Annotated in this window: 22 protein-coding genes and 2 pseudogenes; 13 read left to right on the forward strand and 11 right to left on the reverse strand. The window is 69.7% G+C overall.

What is annotated here, in order from left to right:
- The first annotated feature begins 64 nt into the window (after positions 1–64).
- Together A3G1_RS39220 and A3G1_RS0130400 are read left to right on the forward strand one after the other, a co-directional pair.
- Positions 65–3,301, forward strand: a complete 3,237-nt coding sequence (locus A3G1_RS39220) for a PQQ-dependent sugar dehydrogenase (protein ID WP_018353281.1) — start codon at positions 65–67, stop codon at positions 3,299–3,301.
- A 43-nt stretch (positions 3,302–3,344) separates the two neighbouring features.
- Complete coding sequence (locus A3G1_RS0130400) at positions 3,345–3,818, forward strand: macro domain-containing protein (RefSeq protein ID WP_018353282.1); 474 nt, start codon at positions 3,345–3,347, stop codon at positions 3,816–3,818.
- 17 nt (positions 3,819–3,835) lie between these two features.
- On the opposite strand, the gene A3G1_RS0130405 is transcribed toward A3G1_RS0130400, so the two are convergent.
- Positions 3,836–4,063 (reverse strand): hypothetical protein, encoded by a 228-nt coding sequence (locus A3G1_RS0130405; RefSeq protein ID WP_018353283.1) that lies wholly within the window; start codon positions 4,061–4,063, stop codon positions 3,836–3,838.
- Between the two features lie 268 nt (positions 4,064–4,331).
- On the opposite strand from A3G1_RS0130405, the gene A3G1_RS40985 reads away from it, so the two are divergent.
- The 7 genes and pseudogenes from A3G1_RS40985 (at position 4,332) to A3G1_RS0130440 (ending at position 8,448) form a co-directional block, all read left to right on the forward strand.
- Positions 4,332–5,051 (forward strand): hypothetical protein, encoded by a 720-nt coding sequence (locus tag A3G1_RS40985; protein ID WP_157641507.1) that lies wholly within the window; start codon positions 4,332–4,334, stop codon positions 5,049–5,051.
- A gap of 330 nt (positions 5,052–5,381) precedes the next feature.
- Positions 5,382–6,545, forward strand: coding sequence for a helix-turn-helix domain-containing protein (locus tag A3G1_RS0130415; RefSeq protein ID WP_018353285.1), 1,164 nt, complete (start codon positions 5,382–5,384; stop codon positions 6,543–6,545).
- A 306-nt stretch (positions 6,546–6,851) separates the two neighbouring features.
- Positions 6,852–7,139, forward strand: a complete 288-nt coding sequence (locus tag A3G1_RS0130420; protein ID WP_018353286.1) for a hypothetical protein — start codon at positions 6,852–6,854, stop codon at positions 7,137–7,139.
- The gene (locus A3G1_RS41250; RefSeq protein WP_018353287.1) at positions 7,136–7,288 is read left to right on the forward strand and encodes a hypothetical protein; all 153 of its coding nucleotides are present in this window, start codon (positions 7,136–7,138) and stop codon (positions 7,286–7,288) included. Before A3G1_RS0130420 ends, A3G1_RS41250 begins: the two co-directional genes overlap by 4 nt.
- A 261-nt stretch (positions 7,289–7,549) precedes the next feature.
- Entirely contained in the window at positions 7,550–7,741 is a 192-nt protein-coding gene (locus tag A3G1_RS40990) for a hypothetical protein (RefSeq protein ID WP_157641473.1), read from the forward strand.
- Positions 7,742–7,822: 81 nt separating this feature from the next.
- Positions 7,823–8,218: pseudogene (locus A3G1_RS39975) on the forward strand (DddA-like double-stranded DNA deaminase toxin); the annotation flags it as partial.
- On the forward strand, positions 8,215–8,448 hold the full coding sequence (locus tag A3G1_RS0130440; RefSeq protein ID WP_018353289.1) for a hypothetical protein: 234 nt from the start codon (positions 8,215–8,217) through the stop codon (positions 8,446–8,448). The pseudogene A3G1_RS39975 and the gene A3G1_RS0130440, both read left to right, overlap by 4 nt.
- A gap of 284 nt (positions 8,449–8,732) precedes the next feature.
- On the opposite strand, the gene A3G1_RS39230 is transcribed toward A3G1_RS0130440, so the two are convergent.
- Positions 8,733–10,649 carry a protein kinase domain-containing protein gene (locus A3G1_RS39230; RefSeq protein ID WP_169437626.1) on the reverse strand — a complete coding sequence of 639 codons (1,917 nt, stop codon included), beginning with the start codon at positions 10,647–10,649 and terminating at the stop codon, positions 8,733–8,735.
- Between the two features lie 178 nt (positions 10,650–10,827).
- On the opposite strand from A3G1_RS39230, the gene A3G1_RS0130450 reads away from it, so the two are divergent.
- Together A3G1_RS0130450 and A3G1_RS0130455 are read left to right on the forward strand one after the other, a co-directional pair.
- Positions 10,828–12,264, forward strand: coding sequence for a glycosyltransferase family 2 protein (locus A3G1_RS0130450; protein ID WP_157641509.1), 1,437 nt, complete (start codon positions 10,828–10,830; stop codon positions 12,262–12,264).
- Between the two features lie 3 nt (positions 12,265–12,267).
- Entirely contained in the window at positions 12,268–13,812 is a 1,545-nt protein-coding gene (locus A3G1_RS0130455; protein ID WP_018353291.1) for an ArnT family glycosyltransferase, read from the forward strand.
- Here the strand turns inward: A3G1_RS0130455 and A3G1_RS0130460 are convergent.
- The 3 genes from A3G1_RS0130460 to A3G1_RS0130470 form a co-directional block, all read right to left on the reverse strand.
- Positions 13,809–15,443, reverse strand: a complete 1,635-nt coding sequence (locus A3G1_RS0130460; RefSeq protein WP_018353292.1) for an amidase family protein — start codon at positions 15,441–15,443, stop codon at positions 13,809–13,811. The genes A3G1_RS0130455 and A3G1_RS0130460 overlap by 4 nt on opposite strands.
- A gap of 24 nt (positions 15,444–15,467) precedes the next feature.
- The gene (locus A3G1_RS0130465) at positions 15,468–15,710 is read right to left on the reverse strand and encodes a LapA family protein (RefSeq protein ID WP_018353293.1); all 243 of its coding nucleotides are present in this window, start codon (positions 15,708–15,710) and stop codon (positions 15,468–15,470) included.
- 69 nt (positions 15,711–15,779) lie between these two features.
- The gene (locus tag A3G1_RS0130470; protein WP_018353294.1) at positions 15,780–16,598 is read right to left on the reverse strand and encodes an alpha/beta fold hydrolase; all 819 of its coding nucleotides are present in this window, start codon (positions 16,596–16,598) and stop codon (positions 15,780–15,782) included.
- 142 nt (positions 16,599–16,740) lie between these two features.
- On the opposite strand from A3G1_RS0130470, the gene A3G1_RS37605 reads away from it, so the two are divergent.
- Entirely contained in the window at positions 16,741–19,434 is a 2,694-nt protein-coding gene (locus A3G1_RS37605) for a VPS10 domain-containing protein (protein WP_083937204.1), read from the forward strand.
- 191 nt (positions 19,435–19,625) lie between these two features.
- On the opposite strand, the pseudogene A3G1_RS37610 reads toward A3G1_RS37605, so the two are convergent.
- The 6 genes and pseudogenes from A3G1_RS37610 to A3G1_RS0130505 form a co-directional block, all read right to left on the reverse strand.
- Positions 19,626–20,162 (reverse strand): annotated as a pseudogene (locus A3G1_RS37610) (transposase); the annotation flags it as partial.
- 133 nt (positions 20,163–20,295) lie between these two features.
- Positions 20,296–20,967: a DUF2306 domain-containing protein gene (locus tag A3G1_RS0130485; protein WP_018353296.1), complete on the reverse strand. Its 672-nt coding sequence runs from the start codon at positions 20,965–20,967 to the stop codon at positions 20,296–20,298.
- Between the two features lie 48 nt (positions 20,968–21,015).
- A complete protein-coding gene (locus A3G1_RS0130490) occupies positions 21,016–21,420 on the reverse strand; it encodes a hypothetical protein (RefSeq protein ID WP_169437628.1) in 405 nt (134 codons plus the stop codon).
- A 43-nt stretch (positions 21,421–21,463) separates the two neighbouring features.
- Positions 21,464–21,868 carry a hypothetical protein gene (locus tag A3G1_RS0130495; RefSeq protein WP_018353298.1) on the reverse strand — a complete coding sequence of 135 codons (405 nt, stop codon included), beginning with the start codon at positions 21,866–21,868 and terminating at the stop codon, positions 21,464–21,466.
- Between the two features lie 418 nt (positions 21,869–22,286).
- On the reverse strand, positions 22,287–22,940 hold the full coding sequence (locus A3G1_RS0130500) for a response regulator (RefSeq protein ID WP_018353299.1): 654 nt from the start codon (positions 22,938–22,940) through the stop codon (positions 22,287–22,289).
- Entirely contained in the window at positions 22,937–24,046 is a 1,110-nt protein-coding gene (locus A3G1_RS0130505; RefSeq protein WP_245563630.1) for a sensor histidine kinase, read from the reverse strand. The genes A3G1_RS0130500 and A3G1_RS0130505 overlap by 4 nt, the downstream gene beginning before the upstream one ends.
- On the opposite strand from A3G1_RS0130505, the gene A3G1_RS42365 reads away from it, so the two are divergent.
- Positions 23,997–24,338, forward strand: coding sequence for an alpha-ketoglutarate-dependent dioxygenase AlkB (locus A3G1_RS42365; protein WP_425411416.1), 342 nt, complete (start codon positions 23,997–23,999; stop codon positions 24,336–24,338). The two genes, A3G1_RS0130505 and A3G1_RS42365, sit on opposite strands and share 50 nt — an antisense overlap.
- Positions 24,339–24,393 lie beyond the last annotated feature (55 nt).

Genomic DNA, 24,393 nt, shown 5'->3' on the forward strand with positions numbered 1-24,393 from the left:
TGGCACGATCCAAACGGCAATGTGACCTGTGGAGTGACTGCTGGGCGATGAGGGGGCCACCCGGATGGCGATTCCGCTGTCGATTCCGTTCGCGCGGGCGGCGCGAGGACTCCTGGCGACCGCGCTGGTGACGGCGCTGGCGGTGACGGCGCTGCCCGAGGCGGCGCACGCTGTCGTCCCGTCCGGGTTCTCGGAGGCGGTGGTCGCCTCACCGACCGCGCCGACCGCGATGGAACTCGCGCCAGACGGCCGGATCTTCGTCTCGGAGCAGGCCGGTGCGCTCCGCGTGATCAAGAACGGCGCGATGCTCCCGCAGCCCTTCCTGACCCTCGACGTGGACGCGCGCAGCGAACGCGGGCTGCTCGGCATCGCCTTCGATCCCGACTTCGCGGCGAACAGCTACCTCTACCTGTACTACACGGCCCCCGCGCCGACCCCGCACAACCGGGTCAGCCGGTTCACGGCCAATGGCGACCAGGCCGTGCCCGGCAGCGAGAAGATCATCCTTGAGCTGCCCACCCTCGGTACCGCGCTCGTCCACAACGGGGGCGACATCCACTTCGGGCCGGACGGCAAGCTCTACATCCCGGTCGGGGACAACGCGTCGAGCGTGAAGGCCCAGCAGCTCACCAGCCCGCTCGGCAAGATCCTGCGGATCAACGCCGACGGCACGATCCCGCCGGACAACCCGTTCTACGGCCAGACGACCGGCATCAACCGGGCGATCTGGGCGCTGGGCCTGCGCAATCCGTTCACGGCTGCCTTCCAGCCGGGCACGGGGCGGTACTTCATCAACGATGTCGGGCTGGACACGTGGGAGGAGATCAACGAGGGGCAGGCCGGCGCGAACTACGGCTGGCCCACTGTGGAGGGCCCGTCCACCGACACCCGTTTCACAACACCCCTTTTCGCGTACCAGCATGACGGCGACATCGCCACCACCGGCTGCGCCATCACGGGTGGTGTCTTCTACAACCCGAAGACGGCACAGTTCCCCGGCCAGTACGTCGGGAAGTACTTCTTCGGTGACTACTGCTCCTCGTGGATCCGGCAGCTCAACCCGGGTAACGCGGCCGTGCAGCCGTTCGGTACCAAGTTCAGGTTCGTGATCGATCTGGCGGTCTCCGACGACGGGTACATGTGGGTGCTCACCCGCGCCGACAAGAACCCTGCCGCCGTCACCCGGATCTCCTACGACGCTGCCGTCGCCCCGATGGTGACCAGCGATCCGCAGCCGCAGACCGTGGCCATCGGCGACCCGGTGTCGTTCACGGTCTCGGCCAGTGGCACGGCGCCGCTGGCGTACCAGTGGCAGCGCGACGGGGCTGACATCCCCGGGGCGACCTCGCAGACGTACACGATCCCCTCGGCGAGCCTCGCCGACGACAACGCGCGCTTCCGGGTTCGCGTGTCCAACAGCCTCGGCACGGACGTGAGCGCCGAGGCACTGCTCCGCGTGATCGACAACGACCATCCGGTGGCGGTGATCGGCCAGCCGCCGTCGGGCGCGAAGTACGTGGCCGGCCAGACGATCAGTTACTCCGGGACCGGGACGGACACCGAGGACGGCACCCTGCCGCCGCCGGCCTTCACCTGGGAGGTCGTGTTCCACCACGAGGACCACGTGCATCCGTTCCTCGGGCCGGTGTCCGGGCAGACCTCCGGCTCGTTCGAGATCCCGAGGACGGGGGAGATGTCGGCTGACGTCTTCTACCGGATCCACCTCACCGTCAAGGACTCGGCGGGCCTGACGCACCACGTCACGCGGGACATCCTGCCGACCACGGTGGACTTCACCCTCGCGACCTCCCCGGCCGGGCTCCGGCTCACGCTCGACGGGCAGCCGCTCACCGCTCCGGCGATGATCCGGGGCGTGGCCGGCACGCAGCGCGAGCTCACCGCGCTGTCGCCACAGGACGCGCAGGGCAAGGTCTGGGAGTTCGCGGCCTGGTCGGATGGCGGGACGGCCACGCACACCGTGACCCTGCCCGAGGTTCCCGTCACGTACACGGCCGCCTACATCGAGTCGGCCGGCATCACCTACCGGTCCTCGGCCTCCGACAGCTCGCCAGAGGGCCGCAGCAGCATCACGATCGGCAAGCCGCCCGGTACGGCACCCGGGGACCTGATGGTCGCGTCCATCGTGGTCAACGACCACGACCCGGGCCTGGCGACCCCGGCCGGGTGGACCCTGGTACGGCAGGACGCCATCTCGTTCAAGCTCCGGCAGGCCGTGTACACCAGGGTGGCCGGTGCCTCCGAGCCCGCGACCTACACCTGGTCCCTGACAGCGGACTTCCGGCGGCTGGCCGGCGGCATCTCGTCGTACCTCGGGGCCGACCCCGGCAACCCGGTCGACGTCTCGGCCGCCCTCGCCGACAGCACCGCCGACACCGAGATCGAGGCTCCGGCCCTGGTCACCACCGTCCCTGGTACGCGGCTCGTGTATCTCAACGCCGTCAACGGAGAGGGCGGCGTGACCCCGGCAGCCGACACGGCGGAACGCTACGACGTGACCTCACCGAACCTCGACCTGCCCCGCGACGCGCTCGCCGAGGCGGCCGACGTGGCTCAGCCCGCCGCCGGGCCGGCCACGGCGCGCACCGCCACGGCAGCGCAGGCCGGGGTGCACATCGCGTCGGTACTCGCGCTCAGGCCGGCCTCCGGTACCCCGGGCATCTCGTTCGTCGCCTCGGCCTCCTCGGGGTCGGCCGCCGGGCGGATCGCCATGGCCATCCAGCGCCCGGCCGGCACCGCCAGCGGGGACGTCATGGTCGCCTCGGTCGTCGTGAACAGCGACGACTCGGCGATCACGGCCCCGGCCGGCTGGACGGAGGTCCGGCAGGCCGCGATCCCCGGCCAGCTCCGTCACCTGGTGTACGTGCGGGTGGCCGGCGGAGCCGAACCGGCCAGCTACACCTGGAACAGCGCACTCGCGCGGCGTGTCGCTGGCGGGATCTCCACCTACCGCGGAGTCTCCACCGCCAGCCCCGTCGACGCCTCGGGCGTGCTCGCCGACGCCACCGCCGACACGTCGATCGATGCGCCGTCGATCACGACGACCGTGGCTGGTACCCGGCTGATCCACCTCGCCGGAGTCAACGCCGAGGGTGGCGTGACCCCGCCCGGCGGCACGGAGCGGTACGAGGCGTCCTCGCCCAACGCCGACCTGCCGCGCGACGCCCTGGCGGAAGCCTCGGACGTCACCCAGCCCAGCGCGGGCGGCACAGGCATCCGCACCGCGACCAGCGCCAGCTCCGGCGTCCACATCGGCATCCACGTCGCACTCCGGCCAGCCTGAAAATGGAGGTGAGACTGTCGTGCCCGGCTGGCATGCTGCCCCGATGACGATCCGGTACCTCAAAGGCGACGCGACCAGCCCGCAGGCCAAGGGTCCGAAGGTCGTCGCGCACGTGTGCAACGATCTGGGCGGCTGGGGTAAGGGGTTCGTGCTCGCGATCTCCCGGCGGTGGCCGGAGCCGGAGCGCGACTACCGCGCCTGGCACCGGGGCCGGGCCGGTAACGGCTTCGGGCTGGGCGCGACCCGGCTCGTGCAGGTCCAGCCGGATCTGTGGGTGGCGAACATGGTCGGCCAGCGCGGGACCCGGACGGGCAGTGCCGGCCCGCCCGTCCGGTACGAGGCGATCGGGAAGTGCCTGGCCGCGCTGGCCGGTCACGCGAGTGCCCTGGGTGCCTCCGTCCACATGCCCCGGATCGGCTGCGGCCTGGCCGGCGGCAGGTGGGAGCTGGTCGAGCCGCTCGTCGAGCGGACTCTGGTCGCTGCGGGGATCGAGGTCACGGTCTACGACTTCGGCTGAGGAGCCTGAGGGCGCGCTCAGTTGCAGTAGAACCGGCGTTCGGTGAAGACGGGCGTGACGGTGCCCCAGCGTTCCCACACGCCGGACCGGCAGGCCCGGTAGGCGCCGCCGATGACGGGGCCGGAGACGCTGCCCTGGTAGTACCTGATCTCGGAACCATAGAGCGGCACGGCCTGGGCCGGCGCCGGGCTGACGGCGGCAGCCGCCACGCAGACGGCCCCGGCGAGCAGGATGCGGCGGATCATGGGTGCTCCCTCCACTGTGTACTGAATGTGCGTCCAGTCAACCGTCATCCAGTGGCGATCGTCAATCCCTGCTGCCCGGCATGGCACAGCGCCATGATCGCGGAGCTTGTCCGCGTTACGACAGGAACCGGGTAACCAGCCCGCCGTCTGCTCTGATGGGAAGTCTTCTGTAGCGCGGCGCGGCCGGTGTGGGGCCGCGAAGTACCTGGAGCGTCGGATGGCCGAAGAGCCAGCACCTCAGCGAACGAAACCTGTCGTCATCGCAGCCGTGGCGACCGTACTGGCCGCCGTCCTCGGCGCACTGATCGCTGGCGGCGTGTCGATCTGGCAGACCCTCCGGGCCGGACCGGCTCCCGGTTCGCCCTCCGCCACGCCCACCACAACGGACTCGCGCCCGCCGTACACACCCCAGACCGGGGCACCGTCACCACCACCTGACCCGGTCGCGCCCGGCCCCGGCCCTGCTCCTGGCCCCACGGTCCCGATGCTCCCGCCGTCGCGTACCCCTGCCCCAGCGGCCACTCAGCCCGCCACGAGCCCCGCGCAGCCCGCCCCGGTACCCGTGCAGGGCACGAGCTGCCTGCCCGGCGTGTGGCTGCTGCAGAAGCAGATCGGTGACCTCCCGGACAGCGAGGGCGGGAAGATCCGCGTGAGCCTGGCCAGCCCCGGGTACCTGATGACCTTCGGCGGCTCGGGGACAGGCAGCGTCGACATGCCCAGCGCCGGCGTCTGGTACGCGGGCCAGCGCGACGGCCACACCGTCAAGGTCCGCATCACCGGGGCCGCCGGGTTCAGCTGGACAGCGTCGGGCGGCACGGTGACCCTCCGCTACGGAGCCAGCAGCCTCGCCAGGGACGTCTACGTCGACGACGTCCACCAGGGCTCGGCCAGCGCGGCGTACCCCGACTCGACCATGACCTTCACCTGCCAGTCCGGCACCCTCGACCTCGCGGACAGCGCCACCCAGAGCGGCCTGTCCCGCACGTGATCAAAGAGGTCCTCACTCAATGACTGGCGGCGCTCTGGCGGCCCCGGGAGCCGACCGGACTGCGCAGAATTCGAGGGCGGATACAGCACCGGTTGTAGAAAGTGGGAGCCGGTGACCTGGGGAAACGTGAGTGACTTGTCGTTGACCTGCATGAACGTACGTCGTCGTTGATCGTTGTCCCGGTCGGCTTTCAAGATCATCCGGACGGTTGGCGGACGCGGCGGACGCATCAGATCGGCCCGTCCTGGAGCTTTCCCGGGCGGGCCGACTGCTCATGATCGGCATTGCTGGCAGCTATCGACCGGATGGCATGAACCGTACGCTGGTGGGATGGAGGACGTGGGTGAGCGGGTCAAGCTGTGGCGCAAGCGGCGGGGTATGACGCAGCGAGTTCTTGCGGGCCTGGCCGGAATGTCTCAGCCGTATCTATCGCAGATCGAGTCGGGCGTGCGGACTGTGGAGCGGCGCTCCACGCTGCTGGACTTGGCAAAGGCTCTGGCCGTGTCTGTCTCGGACTTGACTGGGCTTCCCGGTGATCCGACCGACCCCGCGAAAGCGAAGGCGGCTGCGGCTGTCCCCGTCATCCGCGCCGCCCTTGTGGACATCTATGGCGAAACGGCCCGTCCAACTGGCCGAAGCTCCGAGCAGTTCGCGGCGGATGTTCTGGCCGCCGGGGATCTGCGCGCGGCCACTGACTTCGCTGGCCTTGCGCCGTTGCTGCCTGACCTGCTTCGAGATGCCTACCGGTACCGCACATGGCTGAGCCACACGGCCGCGCTGTCCACATCGTGCCTGCGGGCGCTCGGCTATCGCGATCTGGCCTGGCAAGCTGCCGACCTTGCCGTTCGGGTAGCCAGAGAAGACGACGACATCGCCAGGCTCGGTGTCGCACAGTTCCAGCTCCTGCAAGTGACTCCAGTCGAATCTTCGGCCACCGCCGCACGGATCGCTCAGACTGCCCGCGACGAGCTTGAGCCCCACCTGAGCAACCCGGTTGTCAGGCAGGCGTACGGGATGCTCCATCTCCGGCAGGCACTTCACGTGGCCGTGACGGGTGGCGCTGGCCATCAGGACCATCTTCACGAGGCATCAAACCTGGCCGCCTCACTCGGGGAGCCAGCCGGGGGTGAGTACGATCTGCTCGGCTTCGGGCCGACCAACGTTGGCCTGTGGAGCATGGCTGTCGCGCATGAGCTTGGCGAACCGCACCGGGTGATCGAGATCGGGCGGGACGTCCAGCCGGACCGGCTGCCGAAGCTAAGGGGCCGCCAGGCTAGCTACTATCTAGATCTTGGGAAGGCGCTGGCCGCGATCGGCGGCCACGAACGTGAGGCCGTCGTGATGGTGGGCCGCGCCTGCCACGTCGCCCCCCAGTATGTCCGGGTCATGCCCTCCGCCCGGTCCGCCGTGGCGTCAATGATCACCCGGGCGAAGCGCCGTGCCGTGGCTGACGACCTCCGTTCGCTGGCGTCCAAAATGGGCATCGACGCATAGCACTCAGCAATCACATTGATGCATGACTTCTCGTAGCTTCTCTGTCACAGGCTGATCGGTCAGCCTCAAGGGCGGCGGGCGGTCGACATGGACTCCCCGAGTCTCGGACACCCGCCGCCCTTTCCTGTGCCTGGAGGCGGTGGCCCATGAGCACCCACGTCAACGGCAAGCCGAACGACGGCGAGGACCAGGAGGAGGGCGAGGAGTAACCCGGCGGCCTTGCTTGAGTTCGCAACCCGAGCAAGGGGGCCGGAAGCCTTGGGCAGCTCTTGTCCGGCCCCCTCTATCCCCGAAGGGGCTACAACCATGCTGAACTCCACACCCGAGCAGCGCAAGGAACTAGGCGCGAAGATCAAAGACTTCGCAGCCAGCTACCAGCCGAACCAACCCGAAGCCATCTTGTTCATGGACGACACCGGAGAGTTCGGTTACTCCGCCGGACGGCAGGCCCCGGCAGGCTGCCGGATCATCGCGACCCGTGGCGAGCTGGACTGGTTCATGCTCAGCCACGGCTACCAGCCGGGCGACCTCGCCGACCCCGGCAAGCTTGACGCCTTCGCGGAACTCGTCTTCGACCAGGCAGAGTCGTCGTGATCGGCCTGTCCATCAAGGTCACCTGTTCTGCGGTGAACGGGTGCCGTGACGAGCTGGGCCACCTCAAGGCCCGGCTCCAGCGGCACGAGGTCCAGGGCCAGTCTCACCAGCCGTGCACGGTGCACGCCGGGCTGTACCACCGCCGATGAGACCCCCTGACCGCCGTCGCCCTGGCGCTCACTTTCGGCACGTGCTGCGCCCGGGCAGGGGTCATCGCCCTGTGCTCATGGGCTGTGAAGGAACCCGCCCCGCGCCCGTGGCAGGCGGCTGACCACTCGGCCCATCACTGCCCGCAAGGCACAACGGTCCATAAAGCACCTCTAGCTACTGGGGAGTGACCTGTCTTGAGTTACATGGAAGATGTCGCTGAGGGCTGCGGCGCGGTCGTGCGCCTCATGGAAGAAGACTTGATGAGCATCCTGGGTGGCGCTATGGAGAACTGCGACAGTGCCGTCTACAACTTCCAGGCCGGCGGGCACAGCGACGCTGTGCAGCAGGCCCTGCATATCCGGGGCATCATCGAGGAAGCGGCGGGCATGGGTAACGCCCTGATCGAGCGCACCCGCGACGCGCTGAACGCAGCGGCGAACCTGATCGGTTGAAGCGCGGCACCGGCCGTCAGTGCTCAGCCGCGAGCGGGGCCGGTAACGCCGAAGCCTCCCGCGCCGCCCCCGCCGCCCGACAATGCCAAGGTCACTGAGATTCCGCCGTACGGTGGCCGTAGCCGTGCACAAGGCAAGCTGTGGTCTGCCGACGGCCGTGCCCTGACCGAGGTCTACCGAGCCGGGGACGGGCCAGCCTCAGGCGGGGCGGGAATCAGGGAACCGTGGCGGTCCGAGTCCACGATGACATGGCATGTGGAGGGACACGCTGCGGCGATCATGCGCCGGGACCAGATCAGGAACGCCAGCCTCTACATCAACGCGACCCCATGCAAAGGAGACGACGGCTGCGAGGAGAACCTGCGCGACGTACTTCCCCCTGGATACACGCTGACGGTGTACTCGATCCGGAAGAATGGACTGATCCGCGTGGACATCTACGAGGGCAACGGGCACGGACTGGAGGACATGGCATGACCTACGACCTAGCGGCACACCCAGTGGAAGCCGCCCCTGAGATCATGTCCGACCTGCTTGCCCATGCCGGGATTGACACCCTGAAGCTGACCGCCTACGCCCAATCGCTTGGCGTCGTCCCGCCCGACGAACGCGACCGCTGGAAACTGTGCATGATTCACTTTCCGGACGGGCGAGAGCCTGGTCTGTACTGGGTCCACCCGGACGACGAGGAAGATGAAGACGAGTAGCTCGGCAAGCGCAGCGCCCCGGCGCCCTCCCGCATCATGGGGAGAGCACCGGGGCGCTGTGGCATTTCACGGGCTCGCCAGCGTTGCGGCGGCGGCGAAAGGCCAGCAGGAAAGCTATGACTGTCCGATAGAGAGTTCCGGGGCGGAGGGGGTTACCCCCACCCGGAACGGCGGTTACTTTGAAGCACTTCCCACGCTCACAACACCGGCATCCGCCCTCGAATTCTGCTTGCCGCTCGCCACCTGGACCTCGCCATAGCACCACCGCCATGGAGAGAGGACCTCTACGGCCGTCGCGCCCACAGCTCGTGCGCGGCGGTCACGGCCACGACACCCGCGAGCGCCATCCAGAACACCGCACGCTGGTCGCCTGGCGTGTGCGGCCCGAAGTACTGGACGAACATCCCGCCCATCAGCCAGAACCCGGCGATCAGAAACCCGCCCCGCACCCTGCTGCGGAAGAACCCGACCAGGCAGAAAAGCGCCGCGACGCCCACGGTGAGCCCCGCGACGAGTGCGGCGGGCGCCTGCGCCCCGAAGGCCGCCGAGAGGTCGAAGCCCCCGTCCGTCACCAGCGTCGCCGCGGCCAGCTGCCCGGCCGGAGCCCAGGCCAGCACGGCGGCGAGCCGGGCCGACCACAGCAACGCGACCACCGCGGCTCCTGCGAACCACGGCGCGGCGGACGCCAGCCAGCCCGTCTCACCTGCCGCCGATCCCGAAGCCTGAGCCAGCCGCCACGCCAGCACGGCACCAGCCAGCGCCAGTACCCCCTCCATCGTCGGATCGAACCGCACCCGCCACCCGGCCCGGTCAGCCGCCGGCCGCCGGGGATCGGCCTCTGGGCGCTCGGCTATGGAGGGAGACCCGGTCTCCCGCCACGCCGGAACATCCTGAACCAGCTGAGCGGGCCCAGCCGGAGCCGCAGCCCGCCCGGGCAGGAATGTCACCGGCCCGGATGTGGCTTCATCGGGCAGCACACGGGTATGGGCTGGCTCCGCGACGCTCAAAACGACCGTCGGAGCCGCGTTACTACCGGCCAGCGGCGGCGGAACAGAGCCCGGCTCCTGACCTGTCTCGGCAGCCGGCGGGCTGGCTGACAATGCGGCCGGCGCGGCGGCCGGAACTGAACCCGGCGGCGGCCCGATGCCTACCGACCCTGGCTCCGGCACGGTGCCGAGGAGCGGCTCCGGCGCTGCCCCCAACCCCGGCCGCGACAACGAACCCGGTCCAGATCCAGGCCCCTGTCGCTGCCCATGTCCCGGTTCTGGCTCGGTCACAGGGAGCAGGGCGAGCCCTGCCTCAGGAGCGTTCTCCGCCGCCTGTACCTCGGCTCCCGCCACCAGGAATCCCGGGCTGGATTCCCTAGTGGACGGTCGAGTGTCGCCGCCCAGTCCCACCGCCAGCGCGGCTCGCATCTCTGCCGCGTTCGCGAAGCGGTCGGCGGGGTGTTTTGCGAGGGCCCGGTGGACGGTGGTGACCACGGTGGCTGGCAGGTCCGGGCGGAGCGCCGCGAGGTCTGGTGGCTGCTTGCTCAGGTGCTGGTGCATCACCACGAACGGCGAGTCGCCAGTGAACGGCGGATGCCCGGTGAACAGCTCGAACAGCAGGCAGCCCAGGGCGTACAGGTCGGCGCGGCCGTCGATCGGCCCGTCGTCGATCTGCTCGGGGGAGAGGTACGCGGGGGTGCCGATCGTGGTGCCGGTGGAGGTCAGCCGGGTGGCCGTCTCGGCGAGGGCCCGGGCGATGCCGAAGTCGAGTACCTTGACGCCGCCCTCGGTGAGCAGGATGTTGGCCGGCTTGATGTCGCGGTGCACGATGCCGCGCGCGTGGCTGTGGCCGAGGGCAGCGAGGACCTGGCCGGCGACGGCGAGCACGTCGCCCAGCGCGGCCGGGGTACCGAGATCGGCCAGCTGGCGGCCGTCGACGAACTCCATCACCAGGTAGGGCAGCATCTCCCCGGCCGGGCCGGGGTGCTCGCCCACGTCGTGCAGCGTGGCGATGCCCGGGTGGCTGAGCTGCGCGGCGAGCCGTGCCTCGCGGTGGAACCGGCTGCGGAAGTCCGCGTGCCTGGTCAGCTCGGCCGGGAGCATCTTCACGGCGACCGTGCGGCCGAGCTTGAGGTCCGTCGCGCGGTGTACCTCGCCCATGCCGCCCCGGCCGACGAGGGCGACCAGCTCGTACCGGCCGGACAGCACCAGCATCCGCGCCGCCCCCTCACGTTCCGCCGGACCCACAGTGGACAGTAGCGGCCGGGTGCAGGGGCGGCTGTCGCGTTGAGGACACTTCATTTCAGCCTTACGGCCGGTCGCGTACAGGCGGATCCGCCCTATTCTGGCCGGGCCGGCGGACATCGCCGCCTGGCGATCCGTCCGCACACGCATGACTGGAGCAGCGGTGTCCACAGCCGGCAGTGACAAGAAGCGCGGCCGGGCGGCCGGTGACAGCGGGCGGGGCGTGTCCGGCCTGCTGTTCGTGGCCGCCGCGCTGATCTGGGCCGGGCCGCCGGCCGCGGCGTACGCGGCCTCGGGCAGCAGGTCGGCCGGCCCGCTGACCGCGTGGGAGACGGCTGGGATCAGTGCCCTGGTCGTCGCGTCGATCCTGCTCGCCGTCGTCGCCACGACCACGCTCGCGTGGATGCTGCACGCCTGGCGGACGCCGGAAACCCTTGCCGCGACCCGGTTCTCCGGCGAGCTGCGCCCGGCGGCGCACCGGTTCTCGCTGCTCGTCGCGGCCCGGCACGAGGAGGCCGTGCTCGGTGACACGCTCGACCGGCTGGCGGCGCAGAGCCATCCGGGCTTCGAGATCCTGGTGATCGTCGGGGACGACGACACGGCCACACGCTCGGTCGCGGTGTCCGCAGCCGTCCGCCACCCGGACCTGATCCGCGTGATCGTCGACGACTCGGTCCCCAAGAGCAAGCCGGCCGCGCTCAACGCCGCCCTCCCGCACGTCACCGGGGACGTGGTCGGCGTGTTCGACGCGGAGGACGAGGTGCACCCGGCGCTGCTCGCGCACGTGGACAGCCAGTTCCAGGAGTCGGGTGCCGATGTCGTGCAGGGCGGCGTCCAGCTGATGAACCACGACTCCAGCTGGTGGGCGCTGCGCAACTGCCTGGAATACTTCTTCTGGTACCGGAGCCGGCTGCACTTCCACGCCAACGCGCGCTTCATCCCGCTCGGCGGCAACACGGTGTTCATCAAGTCCACGTGGCTGCGGCTCGGCGGGGGCTGGGACGAGACGTGCCTCGCCGAGGACTGCGAGCTGGGCGTGCGGATGTCCGCCGACGGGGCCAGGGTGGCCGTCGCCTACGATCCGGACCTGGTGACCCGTGAGGAGACCCCGACGACGCTGGGCAGCCTGATCCGGCAGCGGACCCGCTGGGACCAGGGCTTCCTCCAGGTACTCGGCAAGGGGGAGTGGCGGCGGCTGCCGACGTGGCGGCAGCGCTGGCTGGCCAGGTACACCCTCGCCATGCCCTTTCTCCAGACCTTCTCCGGGCTGATGATCCCGGTGTCGGCGGCGCTGATGATCTGGGCGAGAGTGCCGACGCTGGTGGTCCTGATCAGTTTCCTGCCAGCGGTGCCCACCGCCGTGACGCTGACCGTGGAGCTGTGCGGGCTGGCGGAGTTCGCCTCCGTCTACAAGGTCCGCGCCCGTATCCGGGACTACGTCCTCCTCGTGCTCGGCACCTTCCCCTACCAGGTGCTGCTGGCGTTCGCGGCGATCCGTGCCGTGCTGCGTGAGGTGCGCGGCCGGCGGGACTGGGAGAAGACCGAGCACGTCGGCGCGCACCGCGCCCTCAGTGGCCAGGCGTAACGGATGGCCGTCACCGAGGCGCGCCCGGTGCCCGTGACCGTCCCGGCCGCGCCGCTCACGGCCATACGCACCTGGGTCGCCCGTCATGCGCGGTCCCTGGTGATCGCCGTGCCGCTCACCCTGCTGAGCCTTGCCGTGCAGGCGATCGGGATGGGCCGGTATCCGCAGTACACGGACGACGAGGGGACGTACGTCGCCCAGGCGTGGGCGGTGAGCGACCTCGGCGAGCTGACGCACTACACCTACTGGTACGACCATCCGCCGGCCGGGTGGGTGCAGATCAGCGGGTGGGCGGCGCTGACCGGCGGGTTCGGCCGGTACGCCGACGCGGTGCTGGCCGGGCGGGAGGCGATGCTCGCCGCGCACCTCGTGAGCTGCCTGCTGCTGTTCGCGCTGTGCCGCCGCTTCGGCCTGTCGCGCGGGGCGTCCGCCGTCGCCCTGACCCTGTTCGCCTTCTCGCCGCTCGCCGTGGTCTACCACCGCATGGTGTACCTGGACAACGTCGCCGTCCCCTGGCTCCTCGCCGCGTTCCTGCTGGCGGCCTCGCCGCGCGGCCGGCTGTCGGCGTTCGCTGGGGCCGGCGTGTGCTTCGGGGTGGCCGTGCTGACCAGGGAGACCCTGCTGCTGGCACTGCCGGCGCTCGTGTGGCAGGTCAGGCGGGCCGCCGAGCCGCAGATCCGCCGGTACGCCCTCGCGGTCGGCGGCACGCTGCTCGTCATGACCGGTGCGGTGTACGTCCTCTTCGCCGTCGTGAAGGGCGAACTGCTGCCGGGCCGGGACAGGGTGAGCCTGCTCGGCGGGATCGCGTACCAGCTGGCCGGCCGTGACTCCAGCGGCAGCCTCCTCGACGAGCACAGCCTGGCCCGGCGGATCGTCGCGCTGTGGCTGGAGCTGGACCCGGTGCCGGTCCTGCTCACGCTGACCCTGGCTCCGGCGGCGTGGGCCGTCCGGCGGCTCCGGCCACTGGTGCTCGCGCTCGTGCTGCTGGTGGTGGCCGGGGCGCGGCCGGGCGGGTACCTGCCGGTGCCCTACATCATCGGCCTCCTGCCGTTCGCCGCCCTGCTGTCCGCCGGGGCCGGTGCCGCGTTCTGGGGCTGGCTGTGGGCGGCGCGCAGCCGGTACCGGCTGGCCGTCATCGCCGTCGCCAGCGGGGCCCTGGTCGCCACGGCGCTGACCGTGCCCAGGTGGGTGTCCACAGTGTCCGGTCCCGCGATGGCCGACGCCAACGCGCCGATCGCGGAGGCCCGCGCGTGGGTACTGGCCAACGTGCCCCGCGACAGCCGCCTGATGGTCGACGACGTGTTCTGGCTGGACCTGACGCGCGCTGGCTTCGACCGGGACAACGTCGTGTGGTTCACGAAAGTCGGGGCTGATCCGGACGTGCCGGGGGAGTGGGCGCAGTACGACTACGTCCTGGCGACCAACTCGGTACGCGAGTACCAGCTGCCCGACTCTGGTGTCCGCCGTGCCGTCGCGCACGGGCACCCCGTCGCGGTGTTCGGCACGGGCCGCGACCGCGTCGAGGTACTGAGAATCGATAGCTCCTAGAGTGCCGGGTCCTTGCGGGGCTTGAAGCGCTGCTCGTAGTCGTAGGCCGCCCGGATGAGCCTGCCGTCGTCGAGGTAGCCGCCGATCAGGGTAAGCCCGAGGGGCTCGCCGGAGGCGCGGTAGCCGGCGGGCACGCTGATGGCCGGATAGCCGGCGTGGGCGTACACGATGGAATCGTTGTTGGCGAGGCTCAGCAGGATGTCGGCCTGGTTGTCGCGGAGTGTCCGGTCGATCGCCGCCCTGGCCCTGGCCCGTGACTCGGCCGCGTGGTCGGGACCCGGGTCACCCAACGCCTCCTCCAGCAGCTTCTGCCCCCACGGTGCCCGGTTGGCGAGATCCTGTTTGTTGAAGGCGACGACCTCGGCCAGGGAAGCGACGGGTGCCGCGGTCTCGGTCAGGTAGCTGTCGACGTCGCGCCGGAAGTCGTGCCGGAGCACGTCGCCGTGCGTGCCGGTGACGAACGTGACGTCGTCCTCGGGGAAGCTGACGTCCTTGACCACGGCACCTGCGGCTTTCAGGTTCGCGATCGCCCTGTCCTTGATCTCCTGGTCGCCGTCGCGGGGCGCGCCGGACGGGAGCACCCCGACCCGGAGCCCGCTGAGACCACCCGGGCTGAGGAACGTGGTGAAGTCGGTCGCAGCCAGGGAACGGGCGGCCTCGGCGTCGGTACCGGTGGCACCGGGGCCGCGCAGCCCGTTGAGGAGCACGGCCAGGTCCGGGACGGTGCGGCTCATCGGCCCAGCCGTGTCCACCGCACCGGAGATCGGGATGATGCGGTCGCCGCTCAGCAGGCCGATGCTCGGGTGCAGGGCGAAGACCGAGTTCTGCGAGGCGGGATAGATCAGCGAACCGGTCGTCTCGGCGCCGACGGTCACCGCGGCGAGCCGGGCCGAGGCGGCCACCGCTGACCCGGAGCTCGACCCGCCGACGTCGTACTTCCCGTAGGCGCTGCGGGTCTGCCCGCCCAGCACGCTGAACCCGCTGGGCGCCTCCGAGTCCATGTAGTACGACCACTCGCTGAGGTTGGTCTTGCCGAGGATGATCGCCCCGGCCTCGCGCAGCCTCGCGACGATGAAGGCGTCCCGGCTGGAACGCGCGTCGCGGAGCACGGCCGCACCGGCAGTCGTCGGCATGCGGTCACCGGTGGCGATGTTGTCTTTCAGGAGTACCGGGATGCCGTGCATCGCCCCCAGCCCCGGCGTGGCTGCGGCCCGCTCGCGGTCCTTGTCCCTGGCCACGGTCAGCGCGTCGGGATTCACCGTCAGGACGGCGCGCAGCTTGCCGGAGTCGTACTTCTCGATCCGCTTGAGGTAGTACAGCGTGAGCTGTTCGGCGGTGAGCCGGCCAGCGGCCATCTGCTCGCGGAGCCCCCGGATGTCAGCCCCGGCGATCTGGCTGTCCCAGGTGCCGAGCTGCGCGTCGGAGACCGCGCCCAGGTCGGCGGCGAACGGCGTCAGATCCGGTGGCCGCGCACCCTGGTAGGACGGCGTGGAGTACTGCCGGTCGACCTGGCTGTCCACGAGCCGGTCGGGGATGGTCCGCACGAACCACCACAGTGCCACTGCGGCGACCACGCCCAGGACCACCACCACCGAGACCGTGACCAGCAGGAACTTCTTCCAGCGCCGCATGACCCACCCCGGCAGCCCTGGCTGCTAGCCGCGCCGGCGGCGGAACCAGGGGAAGATCGAGCCGACGACCATCCCGGCCAGGAACAGCACCAGCATCCACAGCCAGGCCGGGGCGTTGGCCTCCCAGAACAGGAACGTGAACCGGCCGTTGCGCGTGTTCTGGAACACGAACACCAGGGCGAGGATCCCGATGACGGCACCGAGGACGAGCTTCGGTGTCAGCCAGGACCTGCCGTTCTTGTCTTCCGGCCCGGCCGCGTGACTCATCGCGCCCACCTTCCCCCGCAGCGACTCGCGCTTGAGGACAGTATGGGCGCAGGCCGCCGCCTGGGCGGCCTATTCCGGTAATACCGTCCGCTGCATGAAGGCGGCCAGGAGCCTGCCGAACGCGGCCGGCTGGTCGAGATTCACCACGTGCCCGGCGCCCTCCACAACGCTCACGCGGGCATCGCGCGCCTCCGCGCCGATCTTCTGCACGGCCGCGGCGATGTCGGTGGAGTCCAGGCTCCCGATCACGGCCTCGATCGGCATGGCCAGCTCCCCGAGCCGGTCTGCTGCCCCCGCCTCCTCCCACTCGGGCGGGCCGCCGGCCGCGTGCCGGGCGAGCGTGCCGGCGACCATCTCCTGGCATGCCAGCCGGACCGCCGGGTCCACGTCCCCGGGCTGCCGCATCGGCCCGTCCACCCAGGCCCGCAGGAAGGCCTCCGTGAAGCCTGCCAGGTCTCCGGCGCCGGCCGACCGGGCCATCTCGGCGTCGCACGCGGTGACGAAAGGATCGTGGAGCTCCATACCGCTGTACCCGGGCGCCACCAGCAGCATCGCCGCGACCCGTTCCGGATGCTCCAGCGCGGCGTCGATCGCGGCCCGCGCCCCGCCCGACAGCCCGACCAGGGTCGCGTCAGCCCAGCCCAGATGGTCGAGCAGCGCGATCACGTCCTCGTGCGGGTGGTACGGGCCAGCCTGTGTGCTCGACTCGCCGTGCCCGCGCGCGTCCATCCAGGCCACCTGGTGCCCGGTCGCGGCCAGGGCCGGGGCTTCGGCTGTCCACTGTGACCGGTTGAGCAGCCCGCCGTGCAGCATGACCACCCGCCGCCCGGCCCCTCCGATCTCGTAGGCCAGGTATCCGCCGTCCGTCTCCGCTACCCCTAGCGTCATCCGTCCACTATGGCATCGCCAAGGGGAGCCGGGAGGCCCTGCTGCGGATGTGCCAGTCCGGCCACCACGGTTGTCCCGGGCAGTGGTACCTCACATACTCGACACCGAAGCATGCACATATGTCGATGTTGTGAGGTGTCAGATGCGCCCAGGCCAGCGGCTGCTCGCCGCCGTACTGCTGTCCGGAACCCTCGTCGTCCCGTCACTCGCCGCACTCGCCGCACCGCCCCCGCCCGGCACGGCAGCCGGTGACGGGGAAGGGCTGGCGGCCTGCGAGCAGTGGTGCGGCCCGTCAGCCCCGGGCGAGTGGAAGGCCCGGCAGGACCTGTCCGGCGGGCACGGCCTGCCACGGCGCGCGCTGCTGCGAGCCGCCGACGAGGCCAGCCGCCTGCCCGTGACCGGGGCCGCGTGGAGCGCTCAGGGGCCGTCCAGCGTGGGTGGCCGGGTCACCGGGCTCGCGGTCGATCCGGCGCTGGCCGACACCGTGTACCTGGCTGCGGCCAGCGGGGGCGTGTGGAAGAGCTCCGACAAGGGCATGACCTATCAGCCGGCCTGGTCGGACACCGCGCCCCAGGCCGTCGGCGCGCTCGCGGCGGCCAGTGACGGGACGCTCTACGCGGGTACCGGCGAGGCCAACCCCGGCGGCGGCAGCATGACCTATGAGGGCGACGGCGTCTACAAGTCCACGGATCGCGGCGCCACCTGGCAGAACACCGGCCTGCCCACGTCAGCGACCTTCGGTGCGATCGCGGTGCACCCGGCCAACCCGGCCATCGTGTACGCCGCCGCGACCGGTTCCCTCTTCCGCGGCGGCGGCGACCGGGGCGTGTACCGGACGGCCGACGCCGGCGCGACCTGGCAGCGCGTCCTGGCCGGCCCGAACGCGACGACCGGTGCTGTGGACGTCGTGATCGACCCGAGCAACCCGAACCGGGTCTACGCAGCGCTCTGGGACCGGCTGCGCGAGCCTGACCTGCGCCGGTACGGCGGTACGGGCTCGGGTCTCTACCGCTCGAACGATGGCGGGGCGACGTGGACGCGGCTGTCCAACGTGACCACGAAGAGCCCCGGTGACACTGTCGGCCTCGACTCCAGCGTGCAGCTCGGCAGGATCGGCGTCGCGGTCGCGAGTACCGGCAAGGTCTACGTCATCACGTCCACCTACGGCTCGTACGGGCACGAGAAGGGTTTCTACGCCTCCACGGACAACGGGGCCAGCTTCACGACCACCGGCCTGCCCGGCGTCGGCGGCGCGGTCTGGTGGACGGGGAAGGTCTGGGTCGACCCGGCGAACGCCAACCACGTCTTCGCGCCCGGCGTGAGCCTGAAGGAGAGCACGAACGGCGGGTCGACCTGGGGTTCGATCGGTGGCATGCATGTCGACCACCACGCGATGGCCTGGGATTCGAAGGTGCCGGGCCGGGTCTACGAGGGCAACGACGGCGGAGCCTACCGCTCGGACTCCAACGGCGGCAACAACTCGTGGATCAAGGGCACCGTGCAGCCGTTCACCCAGTTCTACAGCGTCGCCGTCTCCGCGCAGGACGCGACGCGGATCTCCGGCGGCACGCAGGACAACGGCTCGCTGCGCACGTGGGGCGGCACCGGCTGGAACTCCTACTACGGCGGGGACGGCGAGCAGAACCTCATCAACCCCGCCAACCAGGAGAACGTCTTCGCCTGCTCCCAGAACGGGGCCTGCGGACGCTCCACCAACGGCGGTTCCTCCATGCAGTCCCTCGGGGGCGCGACCTCCGCGCGGTTCAACTGGTTCTCACCGCTGGAGTTCGCCAGGGACAATCCCTCCACTGTGTACTTCGGGGGAGAGCGCCTCAACCGCTCCACCAACGGCGGCCAGTCCTTCTCCGTGATCAGCCCCGACCTGAGCGGCGGCCCGGGCCGCGACCCCGCATACCCGTACGGCACCCTGACGACGGTGTCTGCGGAGGGCCCGGTGATCTACGCCGGTACCGATGACGGGCGCGTGTGGGTCAGCACGAACAGCGGCTCGTCGTGGCGGCTCGCGCTGAGCGGGCAGCCGTGGGTGACCCGGGTGAAGATCGACGGGAGCCGGGCGTACGTGACCCTGTCCGGGTACCGGGCCGGCAGCGGCGCCCCGCAGGTCCTCGCCACGTCCGACGCCGGCCTGACCTGGCAGAACATCACCGGCAACCTCCCGCAGGCCCCGGTCAACGACATCGTCACCGCGCCCGGTGACACGCTCCTGGTCGCCACCGACGTCGGGGTCTTCACGGCGGCCGGGCGCTCGGGCGTGTGGTCGCGCCTCGGTACCGGACTGCCGCTGGCCCCCGTCACCGACATCGAGTACCACGCCGCGACCGGTGCCGTCTTCGCCGCCACGTTCGGCCGGGGGATCTACCGCGTCCCGCTGGGTACCGGTGGCGGGACACCGCTGGCCAACGGCGGCTTCGAGACCGGGAACCTGACCGGCTGGACGAGCACCGGCACGGCGTCGGCCGTGACCAGCCCCGTCCAGGCGGGTACCTACGCCGCCAGGCTCGGCGCCGCGAACAAGGACTCGGCGGTGTCGCAGGCATTCACTGTGCAGAGTGGACAGAGCACGCTGGCGCTCTGGTACAGGATGAACTGCGTCGACACGGTGCAGTACGACTGGGCGACCGTGACCCTGACCAACAACACGACCGGGACCACAGCCACGCTGCTGCCGAGAACCTGCGCGACCAGCGGGTCCTTCCTCCAGCTCACGGCGGCCGTGACGGCGGGCACCTCGTACACCCTGAGACTGGTCAGCCATGCCGACAGCAACCCCAACGACCTGTCCACGACGGTCTACGACAGCGTGACCGTGAGCTAGGGCGTTTCTTCTGGATCAGTGGGCTGACCAGAGGAAGATGCCTGCGATGAGGAGTCCGGCTCGGTAGATGGTGGCGGTCTTGTCGTAGCGGGTGCCACCCGGGACCGGACCGACGGCTCAACACCAAGGCATCAACGCCAGTCGCACCACGAGTCAGATCACGACCCCGGATGGCACCCACCATCCTCACAGTCACACCAGACCGCGATCGGATGGAACCCGAAGGTGTGCTTGTAGGTCGGGGCCGCCGATTCCTTCTCCGAGTGCGCGATCAGGATCGTGGCATCCGCATCGAGCACGACCGTGGTCCCCAGGTCTGCGCCCGCCACCCGCGACGGCGGGACCTGGTCGAACTGGTCCCAGACGTGCCGGCGGACCCGCGCCCTCGCCTTGGCGATCTTGGCGAACCGGGCCGGGGTCAGCTCCTTCAACGCCCGCCAGGCGGTGGCCGGCGAGGCCACCGGGCCGAGCACCTGGTCCTGGTGGCGGAGTACGTCGATGTCGGCGGTCGCCTCCCCGCCGTCGGCGATCATGACCGCCAGATCGACCAGCACCCGGCCCCGATCATGGCCCGGGACGAACCGCCGCCGGGCCAAGACCTGGGCCAACGCCCCGGTCAACCCGACCCGGTCGGCCAACAGTCGCGTGGCCACCGCGCCGACATGCGACACGACCCCCGACCCGCCCACCGACACGGACAACCCACGCGACCATTCGGTAGTCTTCACCTACGAAGTGCCTTTCCTGGAAGAGATCAACTGCGCCCTAGACAAGCCCAGTTTCCCTTACAGGACAGGCACTTCGCCGCATCTACACACCGTGAAACGGCCCAAGATCACAACACCTCATCAAAGACCGAGGCTAAGCCCGTGGTGTCGTGCCTGCTTGATGCTCAGGCCGTCGCCACGGTATGCGGCGCGCGGCGCGTCTGATGAGGATCTCAACCACGATCAGGTTGATGATCCAGCCGAACGTCTGACCGATCGGGATCATCGAGGGAGCACGTTCTCCGATCGATCCCGCGTGGGCTCCACCGAAGGGGATTTGGACCAGAAGAAGCACCGGAACGAGGATGCGCGCCGTGATGGCGAGGAACGTCAGCGCGTAGTTGCGCATCATCCAGGCCCGGTGCCCAATGAAGTCGCGCCGTCGGGCCGCCCGGTACGCGAGGCCACCGGTGATCAACCACAGGACGGCCGCGGTGGTCAGTCCGACCTGCGTGAGGAGGCGTCCGGACCACGCCGCGACCGGGATCGCGGACACCGCCGACGGCAGTACTCCGGCGAGGAGATAGGCCCGGCCGAGCGTTCGGTGGATCCGCTTGTGCGCCCGTACCTTGGGCATGAACTGCAGCGGGCCGAGCACGAGCGCCACTGTGGCGGTGAAGATGTGCGCCACCAGTACGCAGTACTGCAGATTGTTGCGCACATCGATGCGACTGTTGCCGGAATCGAGGCCCAGGTACGGGTACGTGAGCACCAGACCGAAAACGATCGCGACGATGAACAGCAGCCATGCCGCTGGCTTGCCCATACTCCAGCCCTCCTGCTCGCTCAGCGCCGTGATCTATGTGAGTTCGAGTTACTTTGTCGCCGCGTGCTTTCGGGCCCGCCAGCCGGCGAGCATCGCGACGACCGCAGTGACTGCGGCGAGCGCCAGCCCGAGCACCATCACCACATTGCCGGTGACGGTTCCCGCATCCCCGGAGCGGAAGTTGGGGAGAAGTTGGCCGGCCGCCCACCCGCCGAGAACGATCCACAGCGAAATCAGCATCGAGAAGGCCGGTGCCCACCAACGGCCGGACGCCACCACCACTAGGGCGGCGCATCCCGCGATGAAGAGGATCCCCGGCGGGAACCCACCGAACTTCTCCGGATCGGCGATCCATTGAATGATCAGCCCCGCGATGCCGACCGCCAGCCCCGACACCGACAGTTTCGTGCTCTTCGGCGTCGATGAGAATCGCGCCGCGAGTGTGCTTATCATCATTGTCTCCTCAGTACTGTTGCTACGTGTTGGGCTGCGGCTACTACGAGTTGACAGCGGTTCCGGCTCGTCGCCAGCGCACGGAGGCCGTCCCGCAGACGATCGCCGCCGCGAAACTGAGCATCTGGAGCCAGGCCGCGACGAACTCGACCCCTGTCGGGGTGACGAGCCGGCTGGCGAAGTCCGCGTCAGCGAACCCTCCGAAGAGGAAGAAGGCAGACATCGCCACTGCCAGCAGCGGCGCGAAACGCCACCACCGCACCGTCGCGACGACTGCGATGAAGCCGAGGTAGATCAGAGGTCCCGGCCCGTCATAGCCGGCCACCAGGCTGTGGGATTCGATGATTTCCGGACCGGCGTCGCCGACCGCCGCCAGGACCAGCGCGATGCAGGTCGCGACGACCCATCTGCGGCGCCGACCCGTTTCGTCCGTGCGCTCTTTCGTCATGGCTCGATGATTCGCGCTACGGCCGGGTGCGGCGTCAGCTCAGAAGAGGCCTCGGACGTACGCAAATCTGCGCAGCGGTCGACTCACGGTCACTCCAGTCCGAGTGTTGTGAAACTGTCAAGGATTCGATCGGCCATGTAGCGGAGAGATCCTTCCGGGTCACTCTCAGCCACTTCGCGCAGAATTCTCCTGAATACCGCCCATTCCGTGCAGCTGATCGCCCAGAGCGCGCCCTCTCGTACCAGCGGCTCACTTGCATGCGCATGCGATCCGATTCGTTCGATGAAGCGGTCATCAGGCTCAAGAGGGGCGCCGAGGCCGGTGCCCCGCACCGAGCTGCGACCAGGACGACCAGCACCGACAACATCGCCGACGGTCGCCGTTCAGATGCTGGAACGTTCATCGCGCTGCACCCGGATCAGTCGGCAAGGCCCGATTGGTAGGCGAAGACGACAAGCTGCGCGCGGTCGCGGGCGCCGAGTTTGAGCATGGCCCGGCTGACATGGGTACGGGCGGTAGCCGGACTGATCACAAGCCGTTCGGCGATCTCGTCGTTACTCAGGCCTTCGGCAGCCAGGACGACGATCTCTCGTTCCCGGCCGGTGAGGGTGTCCAGGTCGGGGTGGGGTCTGAGTGGGCGGGGTGAGGCCGTCACGAACTCGCGGATGACCTTGCGGGTCACCGACGGCGACATCAACGCCCCGCCCTGGACGACGGAGCGGATCGCGAGCAGAAGCTCTGCGGGTTTGGTGTCCTTCAACAGGAAGCCGCTGGCGCCGTGGCGGAGAGCGTCGAAGACGTACTGGTCGTGCTCGAACGTCGTCAACACAATGATCTTCGTGTTGGCCAGGGCGGGGTCGGCGGTGATCCGGCGGGTGGCCTCGATACCGTCTATGCCGGGCATTCGGATGTCCATCAAGACCACGTCGGGTCGGGTTCGCTGCGTGACGGTGACGGCGGCCAGGCCGTCGGCGGCTTCACCGACGCAGTCCAGGTCGTCCTCGCTGTCGATCAGAGTCCGCAGGCCGAGGCGGACGAGGTCCTGGTCGTCGACGACAACGATCGTGATCATGGCTGAGCTCCGGTCGGGAGACGGGCACGGACTTCGAACCGGTGGTCGGAGGTGAGCCCGGCGGCGAATTCCCCGCTGAGGGCTTGGACGCGGTCGCGCATGCCGGGGATGCCAGATCCGCTTCCGGGACTTGGCGGCCAGGCCGCTACCGGATTCGACACGACGATCAGGACATGACCGGTTTCGTAGTCGATGGTGACGAGGGCCCGCCCTGAAGCACTGTGCCGCAGCACGTTCGTCAATGATTCCTGGACGATCCGGTAGCCGGTCAGGTCGACCGCCACGGGCACTGCCCTGGCTGAGCCCGACGTCTCCAACCGCACGTACACGCCGGCTTCGGCCATCCGCTGCCGCAGGTCCTCCAGACGCGCCAGGCCCGGAACCGGGGCGAGTTCCGCGTCAGCATCAGGTCGGCGGACGACGGTGAGGGTGGCACGGAGTTCGGCGAGGGCCTGGCTGCTGGTGCGGCTGATGGCCTCCAACGCGACTTCGGCCTGGCCGGGATTCTTCGCCAGGACATGCAAGGCGACGTCGGCCTGCATCTTGATGGCGGTGAGCCCATGGCCGACGATGTCGTGGACCTCCTGGGCCACCCGGAACCGCTCGTCGTCGACGCTCTGGCGGATCGCCTCGGCGCGAACCCGGACCGCGGACTCGTGGTGCAGCTTGAGTGTGAAACCGAGAGCGAACGGGACGACCACCCACGCCGCTACCGGTACCACGCCCAGCAGCCCGAGCGACGTGCCGGGGACCGCCAGGTGGATGAGCATCAGAGCCAACGCCGCCAACGCGGCAGGCAGAGCCTTCGCCCAGGGTGCGTGCCGGGCGACGCTGTAGATCGCGAGCATGAAGATGAGCAGGATGGGTCCGTAGGCGTAGCCGAGGATGAGGTAGGCCGAGGTGCAGGCCGTCACCACCACGAGAACGGTCAGCGGATGGCGACGGCGCGCGGCCAACGCCAGCGCGGACATCACGAACAGGACGAGGCCGCGGCTGTCCATCGGAACCTGGGCGCGGGAAGACTTCCCGGCCAACACGGTGCCGCCGACTCCGGCGATGGCCAAGACAGCCGCCAGTGCGCTGTCACCGAACAGCCATCTGGCCATCTTCATCGGAGTGCCGTCCTCATCAGGTCCATCCTCTCTCAGGTCCACCGACGCGCTTGTGCCGGTGCTCAGCCTCGGCGCGACCCGCAGATTCCTTCTCAAGCCCCGCCAGGGCGGCCGGAGCATCGCTCTGAGCCCGGCCAGCGGCGATCTGGTGGTAATGGGCGGACGCTGCCAGCGCGACTGGAGACATTGCGTACCCAAGCAGACCACACCGACCGGTGCTCGGGTCAGCGTGAACTTCTCCAGCCGTCTGCAGGCTGTCAAGGAGTCAGGCAAGTCAGCTCGCTGAGACAGACAGCAAGGTACTAACCGCGGATGATATGCGGTTCCGCACAGGTAGCGGC

The organism is Longispora albida DSM 44784, from assembly GCF_000379825.1.
In the GTDB taxonomy this organism is placed as follows: domain Bacteria; phylum Actinomycetota; class Actinomycetes; order Mycobacteriales; family Micromonosporaceae; genus Longispora; species Longispora albida.